Raw genomic sequence first — 12867 nt, forward strand, 5'->3', positions numbered from 1 at the left:
GGATCCGATCTTAATCTCAGTCTTCTTTACGAAGTCCAAGACCTAAATCTTCCAACTTCACTTTAACTTCTTCAAGTGATTTGCGTCCAAGGTTGCGTACTTTCATCATGTCGTCTTCCGACTTGCTTGCCAGTTCGTGTACCGTGTTGATACCCGCACGCTTTAAGCAGTTGTAAGATCGAACCGAAAGATCAAGTTCTTCGATAGTCATCTCTAATACTTTTTCTTTTTGGTCTTCTTCTTTTTCAACCATGATTTCAGCCGTTTGTGCCTCATCTGTTAATCCTACGAAGATATTTAAATGCTCAGTAAAAATTTTAGCTCCAAGCGCAATTGCCTCTTTTGGACCAATGCTGCCATCTGTCCAAACATCAAGAGATAATTTATCGAAATGAGCCAGTTGGCCCACACGAGTATTTTCCACTTGGAAGTTAACGCGTGAAACTGGAGTGTAAATAGAGTCAATCGGGATAACACCAATCGGAAGATCTTCACGTTTGTTCTGATCTGCACGAGCGTATCCACGGCCTCTGTTCGCATACATACGCATACGTAGGTGACCATTTTTAGCGATTGTTGCAATATATAGATCCGGATTCAGAATTTCCACGTCACTATCGTGCGTGATATCTGCAGCCGTAACCGTTCCATCACCTTTTATATCAATTTCAATGACTTTTTCTTCGTCAGAGTAAATTTTCAAAGCCAGCTTCTTAATATTCAAAATGATTGTTGCTACATCTTCTTCTACACCTTCGACAGTGGAGAATTCATGCAGTACGCCATCAATTTGAATTGAAGTAACAGCTGCGCCAGGTAAAGATGAAAGTAAGATTCGACGTAAGGAGTTTCCTAAAGTGGTTCCATATCCACGCTCAAGAGGTTCAATAACAAATTTTCCGAATTTGGAATTGTTATCGATCTCAACCGTTTCAATCTTTGGTTTTTCTATTTCGAGCATTCAGTTTACCCTCCTTCAAAACGTCGGTTTTTTTTCGTGTCATCAAGAATTCGATAGTCACAGACTTTCGCTACGATTCAGAACCCATCCAGTAAGTCGTGATGTTCAAAAATCCTATTCAGATTAACGATTATACGCGACGGCGTTTTGGCGGACGGCAACCGTTATGAGGTACTGGAGTTACATCTTTAATCGCTGTAACTTCTAGTCCGGCAGCTTGAAGCGCACGGATAGCAGCTTCACGACCTGAACCAGGACCTTTAACTGTAACTTCTAGAGTTTTAAGACCGTGTTCGATTGATGTTTTAGCAGCAGTTTCAGCAGCCATTTGCGCAGCGAAAGGAGTAGATTTACGTGAACCTCTAAATCCTAGAGCCCCTGCACTTGACCATGAAACAGCGTTACCCTGCATATCAGTGATAGTAACGATTGTGTTATTAAATGTTGAGCGGATGTGAGCAATACCAGATTCGATATTCTTTTTCACACGACGCTTACGAGTTTGTTGTTTACGTGCCATGTTAAGAAGAAACCTCCTTTACTGATTATTTTTTCTTGTTAGCTACAGTTTTACGAGGACCTTTACGCGTACGCGCATTGTTCTTCGTATTTTGACCGCGAACAGGTAGTCCACGACGATGGCGAATCCCTCGGAAGCTAGCAATTTCCATCAAGCGTTTGATGTTCATTGAAACTTCACGGCGAAGGTCACCTTCGATTTTGTATTGATCTAATTGTTCACGGATATTGTTCAACTCGTCTTCTGTAAGATCACGAACGCGTGTCTCTTCAGAGATACCAGCAGCAGAAAGAACTTTCTGTGCAGTTGTTTTACCAACACCGAAAATATATGTTAATGAAATAACAACGCGTTTGTCGCGCGGAATGTCAACACCAGCAATACGTGCCATGTGTGCGATGCACCTCCTTCAAATTAGCCTTGTCTTTGTTTGTGTTTCGGATTTTCACAGATTACCATTACTTTACCGCTTCTGCGAATAACTTTACATTTTTCACAGATCGGTTTTACAGATGGTCTCACTTTCATCTAACCCAACCTCCTTAGTGGTCCGGAGTGCAAAAGATTATTTAAAACGGTATGTGATACGACCGCGTGTTAAATCATAAGGAGAAAGTTCTACTGTCACTTTATCTCCTGGCAGAATGCGGATAAAATGCATGCGAATCTTGCCAGATACGTGCGCGAGAATCGTGTGACCGTTTTCCAATTCTACTTTAAACATCGCGTTAGGCAAAGTCTCAACGACAGTTCCTTCGATTTCAATTACATCGTCTTTCGCCATCGACCCAGTCTCCCTTCTGTATACAAATCAGGTTCTCATCTTCAAACAGTATTTGCTGATTGAATAGTGTAGTACATTCATTCACGAGAAATGCATGAGTGACATTCGAAGATATTCTCCGAGCCCCGCAGTCTAGCGGGCCGGGGTTAATCCGGCAAAGCCAGTCTGTCTCATGTATCCTCGACTGCCCGGACTGCCTTGGATGAGTTCCAAACCCGTTACACAGATGCTTCCACGAAACTCATTATACTAGCATCGGTGCATAATTGCACTAAAGTGCATTTGCAACAATATTTGTATCCTGAGCCTTGTTTGCTTTTGCAGCTCTCGAAAATTCATATCTCCGGTGCCCCTTTAAAGCCACATGGAGGCAACTAACTGCGCCCGGCGCCGGGGATTTAGCCTCGGTCGCCCTTTAGAAGAGCATCAATGTCAGCAAATACTTTTTTGATGTCCTGCTGTCCATCTATATTTTGCAGCACGTTTTTGCTTTCATAGAAATCAAGAAGCGGCTGTGTTTGTTGCATATTTACTTCTAGACGCTTCGTGACGGTTTCAGGCTTATCATCTTCACGCTGATAGAGTTCTCCGCCATCTTTGTCGCACACGCCAGCTTTAGCCGGTGGGTTAAACACAGTATGGTAAGCAGTTCCACAAACTTTACAGATCCATCGGCCTGTTAAACGTGCAATCAATTCGTCTTGTTCGACTTGAATATTTACGACATGCTCGATTCGCTTATCAAGATCAGCCAGAAGAGATTCCAACGCTTCAGCTTGAGGGACAGTACGTGGAAAGCCATCTAATAAGAAGCCTTCTTCACAATCCTTCGCACTTAGTCGTTCTCGGACAATGCCGATTGTCACTTCATCAGGCACTAGAGCACCTTGATCCATGAATGATTTAGCTTTCAAGCCCAGTTCCGTTCCACCTTTTATAGCAGCACGGAACATGTCACCTGTAGAAATATGAGGGATGTCGTACTTCTTAACAATTTCGTCTGCTTGAGTACCTTTTCCGGCACCCGGTAGACCCATTAATACGATATTCATACGTTGTCCCCCTCAAACAATTGGACAAGAGACGCTTTCACGTCTCTTTATATCCTACTGATTATTTCATAAAGCCTTTATAATGACGTTTCACAAGTTGAGATTCTAATTGCTTCATCGTCTCTAGTGCTACCCCTACAACAATTAAAAGACTTGTTCCGCCGATTTGCGCCGATTGCGGTAAATTCGCAATGTTAATGAAGAAAATCGGTAGAACAGCAATAACTGCTAAGAAAATGGCACCAACGAATGTCAATCGGTATAACACACTTGTTAAGTAATCTTGCGTATTTTTACCCGGACGGATTCCCGGAATGTATGCACCTTGTTTTTTTAAGTTATCCGACACGTTCTCAGGATTAACCTGAATGAAAGCGTAGAAATACGTAAATGCTACGATCAAAGCGACATAAATGATCATGCCGACCGGACGCGTATAATCAAACGTACTCTGAATCGCTTCTGTAAACGCGTTGGCACCAAAGAAAGAAGCAATGGTTTGTGGCGTAATAATAAACGCTACTGCAAAGATTACCGGGATAACTCCGGCCGCGTTTACTTTCAAAGGTAAATGCGTTTGCTGCCCACTTGTTGTCTGACCACGGCCAGCAACTCGTTTTGCATACTGAATCGGTATTTTACGCAACGCTTGTTGAACATAAATAACCAAAACCGTAATGGCAACAACAGCTAATGCAAGCAATGCCATAATGGCAATGTTGATCGGCAGCTGATCTCCAGCTCCTTGGATCTGCTGTGCATATAGTTGATTAATAGCACCTGGTACTGCAGCGACAATCCCTGCGAAGATGATAATCGAAATACCGTTCCCCACACCTTTTGCCGTAATCTGCTCACCAAGCCACAGTAGAAACGCCGTACCAGCAGTCAAGACAATAGCGATGACAACGTAAGTTGAAATCGTGTCATTCTGGATTAAAGAACCGCCGTACATTTGGTTAAATCCGTAAGACATACCGATTGCTTGAATAAAGGCAAGAACGATTGTGAAGTAGCGAGTGAATTGAGCAAGTTTCCGTCTTCCGACTTCCCCTTGTTTCGCCCACTCTGCAAATTTCGGTACAACATCCATCTGCAATAATTGCACGATGATTGATGCTGTAATGTATGGCATAATTCCCATCGCTAAAATCGAAAAGTTAGCAAGGGCACCTCCACCGAAAGTATTTAAGAATCCAACCAGACCCATCTGGTCAGTAGCTTGCAAAACTGAAGCATCAACATTCGGTACTGGAACAAAAGTTCCAATACGGAAAATGATGAGCATCAATAATGTAAAGAATATTTTATTTCGAATATCAGTCACGCGCATAAAATTAGAGATTGTCTGAAACATTAAACCACCTCGGTTTGTCCGCCAGCAGCTTCAATCGCTTTTTTAGCTGATCCAGAGAATTTGTGAGCTTTTACTGTCAATTTCTTTTCTAAGCTACCATTGCCCAGAATTTTGATTCCAGAACGTTCATTGCTCACAACACCTGTTTCAATCAACAATGCAGGTGTTACTTCTGTGCCTTCGTCGAAACGGTTTAGCACTTCAATATTTACAACTGCATAGTCTTTACGGTTAATGTTGGTAAATCCACGTTTTGGCAAACGACGGAATAATGGGTTTTGACCACCCTCAAATCCAGGACGAACACCGCCGCCTGAACGTGCGTTTTGACCTTTATGACCTTTACCTGCTGTTTTACCAGTACCTGAACCGATACCGCGTCCGATGCGCTTTCTTGAGCTGCGTGAACCTTCTGCCGGTTTTAATTCATGAAGTTTCATTTAGTTGGCACCTCCTTCTATAGAAATCCGTAATTAAACTTCTTTAATCGTTACTAAGTGAGCGACTTTAACGAGCATTCCGCGAACGGCTGCATTATCTTGGTGCTCAACAGTTTGATGCATTTTGCGCAATCCCAATGATTGAACAGTTTTACGTTGTGTCGGTTTAGTACCGATCACAGATTTTGTGAGGGTAATTTCCAATTTAGTTGCCATGTGATTTTCCCTCCTATCCTAACAGTTCTTCTATTGATTTGCCGCGAAGTTTTGCAACTTGGTCAGCACTTTTCAATTGAGTTAAACCGTTAATAGTTGCACGTACCATGTTGATTGGTGTGCTTGAACCTAGAGATTTAGATAAAATATCTTGTACTCCAGCTAATTCAAGTACCGCACGAACAGGTCCGCCAGCAATTACACCAGTACCCGGAGAAGCAGGTTTAATAAGAATTTGGCCTGCACCAAAACGACCGATTACTAAGTGTGGAGTTGTACCCTTAACCATTGGTACTTCGATTAGGTTTTTCTTCGCATCTTCAATAGCTTTGCGGATAGCATCTGGAACTTCTTGAGCTTTACCAGTACCAAAACCAACATTACCATTTTTGTCGCCTACAACAACTAATGCAGAGAAACGGAAACGACGTCCACCTTTTACAACTTTCGCTACGCGGTTAATCGTAACTACGCGTTCTTCAAGTTCAAGTTTGTTTGGATCAATACGACGCATGAAATGTGTCCCTCCTTCTTTTTAAAATTGTAAACCATTTTCACGTGCAGCTTCTGCTAATGCTTTTACACGTCCATGATATAAATAACCACCGCGGTCGAAAACAACCGATTTTAAGCCATTTTCAGTAGCGCGTTTTGCGATTGTTTCGCCGACTTTAGTTGCTGCTTCCACGTTGCCAGTAGATTCTACTGAGAAATCTTTCTCCATAGATGATGCACTTGCAAGTGTAACGCCATTCATATCGTCGATCAATTGAGCGTAGATGTATTTATTTGAACGGAATACGTTTAAACGTGGGCGTTGTGCTGTACCCGTAATTTTAGAACGTACGCGAGCATGACGTTTTTTACGAGATGCGTTTTTGTCGAGTTTCGTAATCACTGAGGTCACTCCTTTCAGCCTGCCTAAGCAGCATTATTTACCTGTTTTACCTTCTTTGCGGCGAACGACTTCTCCTTCGTAACGGATCCCTTTGCCTTTATATGGCTCTGGTGGACGTACTTGGCGAATGTTCGAAGCAAGAGCTCCAACACGTTCTTTATCAATACCTTTTACAATAACTTTTGTGTTTGCTGGAACTTCAACTGATACTCCGTTTTCCGGTGTGAATTCAACCGGGTGAGAGTAACCTACGTTAAGAACCAATTTTTCACCTTGTAATTGAGCACGGTAACCAACACCTACTAGTTCTAGTGTGCGTTGGAATCCTTCTGAAACTCCAGTAACCATGTTTGCAAGCAAAGCACGAGTTGTACCGTGGTTTGTGCGGTGATCTTTAGAATCCGAAGGACGTGTCAATGTTAGCACGTTATCTTCAAGAGCGATTGTAATATCTTTGTGGAATTCGCGAGTTAACTCGCCTTTAGGTCCTTTAACAGTTACAGCATTCTTGTCTCCAAGAGTGATTGTAACGTTAGCAGGAACCTCGATTGGTTTTTTACCTACACGTGACATTCTTTTGCACCTCCATTCGTTTGTTGCTTATTACCAAACGTATGCTATGATTTCTCCGCCGATTTGTTTCGCGCGGGCTTCTTTATCAGTTACTAAACCTTGTGATGTTGAGACTAAAGCGATTCCAAGACCGTTTAGTACACGTGGCACCTCATTAGTTTTTGCATAAACACGTAGTCCTGGTTTTGAAATGCGTTTCAATCCAGTAATAACGCGCTCATTGTTAGCTCCGTATTTAAGGAAAATTCGGATCATGCCTTGTTTATCATCTTCAACGTATTCTACGTCACGAACGAAACCTTCACGCTTAAGGATTTCAGCGATGTCTTTTTTCACATTAGAAGCTGGAAGCTCTAATTTCTCGTGACGAACCATGTTTGCGTTACGAATGCGTGTCAGCATATCTGCAATCGGATCTGTCATTGTCATTACTTTTACCTCCTTCCCAAATTAGGGGATTACCAGCTGGCTTTTTTGACGCCAGGAATTTGTCCCACATATGCAAGTTCACGGAAACAAATACGGCAAAGTTTAAATTTGCGTAATACTGAATGCGGACGTCCGCATCGTTCACAGCGTGTGTACTCTTGTACTTTAAACTTTGGCGTGCGTTTTTGTTTTGCGATCATAGATTTTTTAGCCACGTTTACGCCTCCCTCACGTTTACTTTTGGAACGGCATTCCGAATTGTGTTAATAACTCACGAGCTTCTTCATCAGAGTTCGCAGTCGTTACAATTACGATGTCCATACCGCGTACTTTTGAAACTTTATCATAATCGATTTCTGGGAAGATTAACTGTTCTTTCACGCCAAGTGTGTAGTTACCACGGCCGTCGAACGATTTGTTCGATACGCCACGGAAATCACGAACACGTGGAAGTGAGATAGCAATTAATTTGTCCAGGAAGTCATACATACGCTCTCCGCGTAGTGTAACTTTACATCCGATTGGCATACCTTCACGTAGACGGAAGCCAGCGATAGATTTCTTAGCTTTAGTAATAACTGGTTTTTGACCAGTGATCGTTTGTAATTCTTCAACAGCAGAGTCAAGTGACTTAGTGTTTTGAACAGCTTCGCCTACACCCATGTTGATGACGATTTTGTTTACTTCAGGTGCCTGCATTACCGATTTATATTCAAACTTGCTCACTAGAGCAGGAGTGATTTCATTGACATATTTTTCTTTTAGGCGGTTCATGTGTGTACCTCCCTTCATTCAGGAATTTTATTTATCTAATTTTTCGCCGGATTTTTTTGCAACACGAACTTTTTTACCATCTTCAACCTTATATCCTACACGAGTCGGCTCGCCGGATTTAGGGTCAAGTAACATTACGTTAGAAACGTGAATTGCTGCTTCTTGGCTGACAATTCCACCTTGTGGATTTGCCTGGTTCGGTTTTGTATGCTTTTTAATGATGTTTACACCTTCAACAAGCACACGGTCTTTCTTAGGTAAAGCAGTCAAAACAACACCTGTTTTGCCTTTGTCTTTGCCTGAGATTACCTTAACTGTATCGCCTTTTTTAACATGCATTCTGTCGCACCTCCTTGGTATGGCACATTGATTTATTAAAGAACTTCAGGAGCAAGTGATACGATTTTCATGAAGCTGTTATCGCGAAGTTCGCGGGCAACAGGTCCGAAAATACGAGTTCCGCGTGGACCTTTGTCGTCACGGATAATGACACATGCGTTTTCATCAAATTTGATATAAGTACCGTCTTTACGGCGAGCTCCGCTTTTCGTGCGAACGATGACAGCCTTAACGACTTCACCCTTCTTAACAACGCCACCTGGTGTTGCTTTTTTCACGGTACAAACGATTACGTCTCCGATGTTTGCAGTCTTACGACCAGAACCACCAAGTACTTTAATCGTTAGTACTTCACGAGCACCCGAGTTGTCTGCAACTTTTAAACGACTTTCCTGTTGGATCACTTAGGTAACCTCCCTCCGGAATTTCTTAGGTTCCGAAATTATTTAAATTAAATGATAACCGCTTTTTCTACAATTTCCAATACGCGGAAACGTTTTGTAGCTGATAACGGACGAGTTTCCATGATGCGAACTACGTCGCCCATTTTCGCTTCGTTTAGCTCATCATGAGCTTTATATTTCTTAGAGTATTTTACACGTTTGCCATAGAATGCATGCTTCTTTTGAGTTTCAACCATTACTGTAACGGTTTTGTCCATTTTGTCAGACACAACACGGCCTGTGTATACTTTGCGTTGGTTACGCTCAGTCATACTTGCAAACCTCCTCTCGATTTATCAGTTATTGCCACTGAGTACTCTTTCGTGAATCACAGTTTTCATACGGGCAATCGCTTTACGTACTTCGCGGATGCGAGCAGTGTTTTCTAATTGACCAGTAGCCAATTGGAAGCGAAGGTTGAAAAGCTCTTCTTTCAGTGATTTCACTTTTTGTTCAATCTCAGCAGTGGTTAGGTCACGGATTTCATTAGCTTTCATTCGATTCACCACCAATTTCTTCGCGTTTTACGAACTTCGTTTTGATTGGAAGTTTGTGAGATGCAAGGCGTAATGCTTCGCGTGCCACTTCTTCAGTTACTCCACCAAGTTCGAACATGATTTTACCAGTTTTGACAACGGCTACCCAGCCTTCAGGTGAACCTTTACCAGATCCCATACGTACCTCTAGAGGCTTTTTCGTATATGGCTTATGAGGGAAAATTTTAATCCAGACTTTACCGCCACGTTTCATGTAACGAGTCATGGAAATACGTGCTGCTTCGATTTGACGGTTAGTGATCCAAGATGATTCTAGTGCTTGGAGACCAAATTCGCCGAATGCAATTTCTTTACCGCCTTTAGCTTCTCCGCGCATCTTGCCTCGGTGCTCTCTACGATATTTAACGCGTTTAGGCATTAACATATTATTTGCCTCCTTCCTCAGATTTCTTCTTAGTTGGAAGGACTTCACCGCGGTAGATCCATACTTTTACGCCAAGCTTACCATAAGTTGTGTCTGCTTCAGCATGCGCATAATCAATGTCAGCGCGGAGCGTATGGAGCGGAACAGTACCTTCACTGTAGTGTTCAGCACGCGCTATGTCAGCGCCGCCTAGACGTCCAGATACTTGAGTTTTGATTCCTTTAGCGCCAGAACGCATAGTGCGTTGGATCGCTTGTTTTTGTGCACGACGGAATGATACTCGGTTTTCCAATTGACGTGCAACACTTTCAGCAACCAATCTTGCATCAAGGTCAGCTCGTTTAATTTCAATGATGTTGATGTGTACACGCTTGCCAGTCATAGAATTAAGTTGTGTGCGAAGTACTTCTACTTCAGATCCACCTTTACCAATTACCATACCTGGTTTCGCAGTATGAATAGTTACGTTAACACGGTTTGCAGCGCGCTCAATTTCGATTTTAGAAACTGAAGCTTCTTTCAAACGTGCTTCAACATATTCACGGATTTTAATATCTTCGTGAAGAAGTGTCGCATAATCTTTCTCAGCGTACCATTTAGACTCCCAATCACGAATGATTCCGATACGCATCCCAATTGGATGTATTTTTTGTCCCACGAATTATCCCTCCTTCTGGTCAGATACCACTAATGTAATGTGGCTTGTGCGTTTATTAATTGCGCTTGCGCGTCCCATTGCACGTGGACGGAAACGTTTAAGTGTTGGTCCTTCGTCAACGAATACTTCGCTGATGACTAGGTCATTCAGGTCCATTTCGTAGTTGTGTTCAGCGTTAGCAGCTGCAGATTTCAATAACTTCTCAACAACAACAGATGCTGCTTTTGGAGTATGGTTCAAAATCGCAACAGCTTCGCCAATTTGCTTGCCTCGGATTAAATCTACTACTAAACGGACTTTACGAGGAGCAATACGTACTGTTCTAGCGACAGCTTTTGCTTGCATAGGGAAATCCTCCTCTCATTTAACGTCTTGTTTTCTTATCGTCTGCACCATGACTAGCGTATTTACGCGTTGGAGCGAATTCGCCTAGTTTATGGCCCACCATGTCTTCAGTCACGTATACAGGGATGTGCTTACGACCATCGTATACTGCGATTGTTTGTCCGATGAATGTCGGGAAAATTGTAGAACGGCGAGACCAAGTTTTGATCACTTGTTTTTTCTCAGAATCCTTTTGTGCTTCAACTTTTTTCATAAGATGATCATCAACAAAAGGTCCTTTTTTCAAGCTGCGGCCCATGTGGGATCCTCCCTTCGTGATCGCACCACGGTTCTTTTAGTGAACCGTAGCGGAATCAAATTATTTTTTACGACGACGCACGATAAATTTATCTGACTTGTTCGTTTTCTTACGTGTCTTGTATCCAAGAGTTGGTTTACCCCAAGGAGACATTGGTGATTTACGTCCGATTGGCGAACGTCCTTCACCACCACCGTGTGGGTGATCGTTAGGGTTCATTACAGATCCACGTACAGTTGGGCGATTGCCCTTCCAGCGGTTACGACCTGCTTTACCAATGTTGATTAATTCGTGTTGCTCATTCCCTACAGCGCCAATAGTTGCGCGGCAAGTAGCAAGAATCATGCGAACTTCGCCTGATTGCAAACGAACTGTTACGTATTTTCCTTCTTTACCCAATACTTGAGCTGAAGTTCCTGCTGAACGAACTAATTGTCCGCCGCCGCCTGTTTTCAATTCAATGTTGTGGATTGTAGAACCCATTGGGATGTTTGATAACGGCAAAGCGTTACCTGGTTTGATGTCTGCTTCAATACCTGACATGATTTGAGTTCCAACTTCGACTCCTTTAGGAGCTAGGATGTAACGTTTTTCACCATCAGCATAATGAATCAATGCGATGTTCGCAGAACGGTTAGGATCGTACTCGATTGTAGCAACGCGTCCTGGAATGCCGTCTTTGTTACGCTTGAAATCGATCACACGGTATTGACGTTTATGTCCACCACCGTGATGGCGTACAGTAATTTTACCTTGGTTATTACGGCCGCCTTTGCGCTTTACAGGTTGTAGAAGCGATTTTTCAGGCTTGTTCGTAGTGATTTCAGCGAAATCTGAACTCGTCATGTTACGACGACCGTTAGTGGTAGGTTTGTATTTTCTGATCCCCACGTTATTTCCCTCCTTCTTTAATAGTCCTATAAGAACTTATAGAAAATTAAATTTCGAATAACTCGATGTCTTTAGATTCAGCAGTCAATTTAACAATCGCTTTACGGCGCTTGTTTGTATATCCTGCATGTTTGCCCATACGTTTGAATTTGCCTTTGTAGTTCATGATGTTGACTTTCTCAACCTTCACGCCAAAGATTTCTTGTATAGCTTGTTTAACTTGTGTTTTATTTGCGCGAGTGTCCACTTCAAAAGTGTACTTTTTCTCTGCCATTACTTCAGATGATTGCTCAGTAATGACCGGACGTTTTATTACATCACGTGCTTCCATTAACTAAGCACCTCCTCAATTTTCTCAATCGCTGCTTTTGTCATAACAATTTTGTCATGTCCAAGCAAGTCTAATACGTTAATACCATCTGCTGCTACTACTGTCATACCTTTAAGGTTACGTGCAGATTTTGCAACGTTCTCATCAAGGTCAGCAGTTACGAACAATGCTTTTTTGCCAATTGAAAGATCAGCGATCAACTGGTTAAATGCTTTTGTTTTTGGTGCATCAAATGTCAATCCTTCAAGTACCATCAAGTTTTCTCCTACTACTGTAGATGAAAGTGCAGAGCGTAAAGCTAAGCGACGGACTTTCTTAGGAAGCTTGTAGCTATAGCTACGTGGAGTTGGACCGAATACGATACCGCCTCCGCGCCATTGTGGTGAACGGATCGACCCTTGACGAGCACGTCCAGTTCCTTTTTGACGCCATGGCTTTTTACCACCACCAGCTACTTCAGAACGGTTTTTTACTTTATGGTTACCTTGACGTAGTGAAGCGCGTTGAGACACTACTGCGTCAAATAGTACTGATTCATTTGGCTCGATACCGAATACATAGTCGTTCAATTCGATGTCGCCCACTTGTGAACCTGTTTGATTTAATAAAGCTACTTTAGGCATTCTTGTTTCCTCCT

General features: G+C 42.5%; 26 protein-coding genes. All 26 read right to left on the reverse strand.

Annotation, left to right across the window (positions count from 1 at the left end):
• Positions 1–16: 16 nt before the first annotated feature.
• The gene (locus AUO94_RS07960; protein ID WP_058386713.1) at positions 17–961 is read right to left on the reverse strand and encodes a DNA-directed RNA polymerase subunit alpha; all 945 of its coding nucleotides are present in this window, start codon (positions 959–961) and stop codon (positions 17–19) included.
• A 130-nt stretch (positions 962–1091) separates the two neighbouring features.
• The gene (rpsK, locus tag AUO94_RS07965; protein WP_006828953.1) at positions 1092–1481 is read right to left on the reverse strand and encodes a 30S ribosomal protein S11; all 390 of its coding nucleotides are present in this window, start codon (positions 1479–1481) and stop codon (positions 1092–1094) included.
• A 25-nt stretch (positions 1482–1506) separates the two neighbouring features.
• Positions 1507–1872 carry a 30S ribosomal protein S13 gene (rpsM, locus tag AUO94_RS07970; RefSeq protein ID WP_006828952.1) on the reverse strand — a complete coding sequence of 122 codons (366 nt, stop codon included), beginning with the start codon at positions 1870–1872 and terminating at the stop codon, positions 1507–1509.
• 23 nt (positions 1873–1895) lie between these two features.
• A complete protein-coding gene (rpmJ, locus tag AUO94_RS07975) occupies positions 1896–2009 on the reverse strand; it encodes a 50S ribosomal protein L36 (protein ID WP_058386714.1) in 114 nt (37 codons plus the stop codon).
• Between the two features lie 37 nt (positions 2010–2046).
• The gene (infA, locus tag AUO94_RS07980) at positions 2047–2265 is read right to left on the reverse strand and encodes a translation initiation factor IF-1 (RefSeq protein ID WP_006828950.1); all 219 of its coding nucleotides are present in this window, start codon (positions 2263–2265) and stop codon (positions 2047–2049) included.
• Positions 2266–2663: 398 nt separating this feature from the next.
• Positions 2664–3317: an adenylate kinase gene (locus AUO94_RS07985; protein WP_058386715.1), complete on the reverse strand. Its 654-nt coding sequence runs from the start codon at positions 3315–3317 to the stop codon at positions 2664–2666.
• A 61-nt stretch (positions 3318–3378) separates the two neighbouring features.
• Positions 3379–4674 (reverse strand): preprotein translocase subunit SecY, encoded by a 1296-nt coding sequence (gene secY, locus AUO94_RS07990; RefSeq protein ID WP_058386716.1) that lies wholly within the window; start codon positions 4672–4674, stop codon positions 3379–3381.
• The gene (rplO, locus tag AUO94_RS07995) at positions 4674–5114 is read right to left on the reverse strand and encodes a 50S ribosomal protein L15 (RefSeq protein ID WP_058386717.1); all 441 of its coding nucleotides are present in this window, start codon (positions 5112–5114) and stop codon (positions 4674–4676) included. Before rplO ends, secY begins: the two co-directional genes overlap by 1 nt.
• 33 nt (positions 5115–5147) lie before the next feature.
• Positions 5148–5330 carry a 50S ribosomal protein L30 gene (gene rpmD, locus AUO94_RS08000; RefSeq protein WP_058386718.1) on the reverse strand — a complete coding sequence of 61 codons (183 nt, stop codon included), beginning with the start codon at positions 5328–5330 and terminating at the stop codon, positions 5148–5150.
• Between the two features lie 13 nt (positions 5331–5343).
• On the reverse strand, positions 5344–5844 hold the full coding sequence (gene rpsE / locus AUO94_RS08005; RefSeq protein WP_008497444.1) for a 30S ribosomal protein S5: 501 nt from the start codon (positions 5842–5844) through the stop codon (positions 5344–5346).
• A 21-nt stretch (positions 5845–5865) separates the two neighbouring features.
• Positions 5866–6228 carry a 50S ribosomal protein L18 gene (gene rplR, locus AUO94_RS08010; protein WP_058386719.1) on the reverse strand — a complete coding sequence of 121 codons (363 nt, stop codon included), beginning with the start codon at positions 6226–6228 and terminating at the stop codon, positions 5866–5868.
• Between the two features lie 33 nt (positions 6229–6261).
• Entirely contained in the window at positions 6262–6801 is a 540-nt protein-coding gene (gene rplF / locus AUO94_RS08015; RefSeq protein WP_058386720.1) for a 50S ribosomal protein L6, read from the reverse strand.
• A 30-nt stretch (positions 6802–6831) separates the two neighbouring features.
• Entirely contained in the window at positions 6832–7230 is a 399-nt protein-coding gene (gene rpsH, locus AUO94_RS08020) for a 30S ribosomal protein S8 (RefSeq protein ID WP_006828942.1), read from the reverse strand.
• A gap of 29 nt (positions 7231–7259) precedes the next feature.
• The gene (gene rpsN / locus AUO94_RS08025) at positions 7260–7445 is read right to left on the reverse strand and encodes a 30S ribosomal protein S14 (RefSeq protein WP_006828941.1); all 186 of its coding nucleotides are present in this window, start codon (positions 7443–7445) and stop codon (positions 7260–7262) included.
• Positions 7446–7464: 19 nt separating this feature from the next.
• Positions 7465–8004: a 50S ribosomal protein L5 gene (gene rplE, locus AUO94_RS08030; protein WP_006828940.1), complete on the reverse strand. Its 540-nt coding sequence runs from the start codon at positions 8002–8004 to the stop codon at positions 7465–7467.
• Between the two features lie 27 nt (positions 8005–8031).
• Positions 8032–8343 carry a 50S ribosomal protein L24 gene (gene rplX / locus AUO94_RS08035; protein WP_058386721.1) on the reverse strand — a complete coding sequence of 104 codons (312 nt, stop codon included), beginning with the start codon at positions 8341–8343 and terminating at the stop codon, positions 8032–8034.
• Between the two features lie 35 nt (positions 8344–8378).
• Positions 8379–8747 (reverse strand): 50S ribosomal protein L14, encoded by a 369-nt coding sequence (rplN, locus tag AUO94_RS08040; RefSeq protein WP_006828938.1) that lies wholly within the window; start codon positions 8745–8747, stop codon positions 8379–8381.
• Between the two features lie 47 nt (positions 8748–8794).
• The gene (rpsQ, locus tag AUO94_RS08045; protein ID WP_008432511.1) at positions 8795–9058 is read right to left on the reverse strand and encodes a 30S ribosomal protein S17; all 264 of its coding nucleotides are present in this window, start codon (positions 9056–9058) and stop codon (positions 8795–8797) included.
• Between the two features lie 24 nt (positions 9059–9082).
• Complete coding sequence (gene rpmC, locus AUO94_RS08050) at positions 9083–9283, reverse strand: 50S ribosomal protein L29 (RefSeq protein WP_006828936.1); 201 nt, start codon at positions 9281–9283, stop codon at positions 9083–9085.
• Positions 9273–9707 carry a 50S ribosomal protein L16 gene (rplP, locus tag AUO94_RS08055; protein WP_006828935.1) on the reverse strand — a complete coding sequence of 145 codons (435 nt, stop codon included), beginning with the start codon at positions 9705–9707 and terminating at the stop codon, positions 9273–9275. Before rplP ends, rpmC begins: the two co-directional genes overlap by 11 nt.
• A 1-nt stretch (position 9708) precedes the next feature.
• Positions 9709–10365, reverse strand: coding sequence for a 30S ribosomal protein S3 (rpsC, locus tag AUO94_RS08060; RefSeq protein WP_008497438.1), 657 nt, complete (start codon positions 10363–10365; stop codon positions 9709–9711).
• Positions 10366–10368: 3 nt separating this feature from the next.
• Positions 10369–10710 (reverse strand): 50S ribosomal protein L22, encoded by a 342-nt coding sequence (gene rplV, locus AUO94_RS08065; protein WP_008432509.1) that lies wholly within the window; start codon positions 10708–10710, stop codon positions 10369–10371.
• A gap of 19 nt (positions 10711–10729) precedes the next feature.
• Positions 10730–11008, reverse strand: a complete 279-nt coding sequence (rpsS, locus tag AUO94_RS08070) for a 30S ribosomal protein S19 (protein WP_006828932.1) — start codon at positions 11006–11008, stop codon at positions 10730–10732.
• Positions 11009–11068: 60 nt separating this feature from the next.
• Positions 11069–11899, reverse strand: coding sequence for a 50S ribosomal protein L2 (gene rplB, locus AUO94_RS08075; protein WP_058386722.1), 831 nt, complete (start codon positions 11897–11899; stop codon positions 11069–11071).
• A gap of 46 nt (positions 11900–11945) precedes the next feature.
• Positions 11946–12230 carry a 50S ribosomal protein L23 gene (gene rplW, locus AUO94_RS08080; protein ID WP_058386723.1) on the reverse strand — a complete coding sequence of 95 codons (285 nt, stop codon included), beginning with the start codon at positions 12228–12230 and terminating at the stop codon, positions 11946–11948.
• Positions 12230–12853: a 50S ribosomal protein L4 gene (gene rplD, locus AUO94_RS08085; protein ID WP_058386724.1), complete on the reverse strand. Its 624-nt coding sequence runs from the start codon at positions 12851–12853 to the stop codon at positions 12230–12232. The genes rplW and rplD overlap by 1 nt, the downstream gene beginning before the upstream one ends.
• Positions 12854–12867 lie beyond the last annotated feature (14 nt).

Origin of the sequence: Planococcus kocurii (assembly GCF_001465835.2) — a bacterium.
Classification (GTDB): Bacteria; Bacillota; Bacilli; order Bacillales_A; family Planococcaceae; genus Planococcus; species Planococcus kocurii.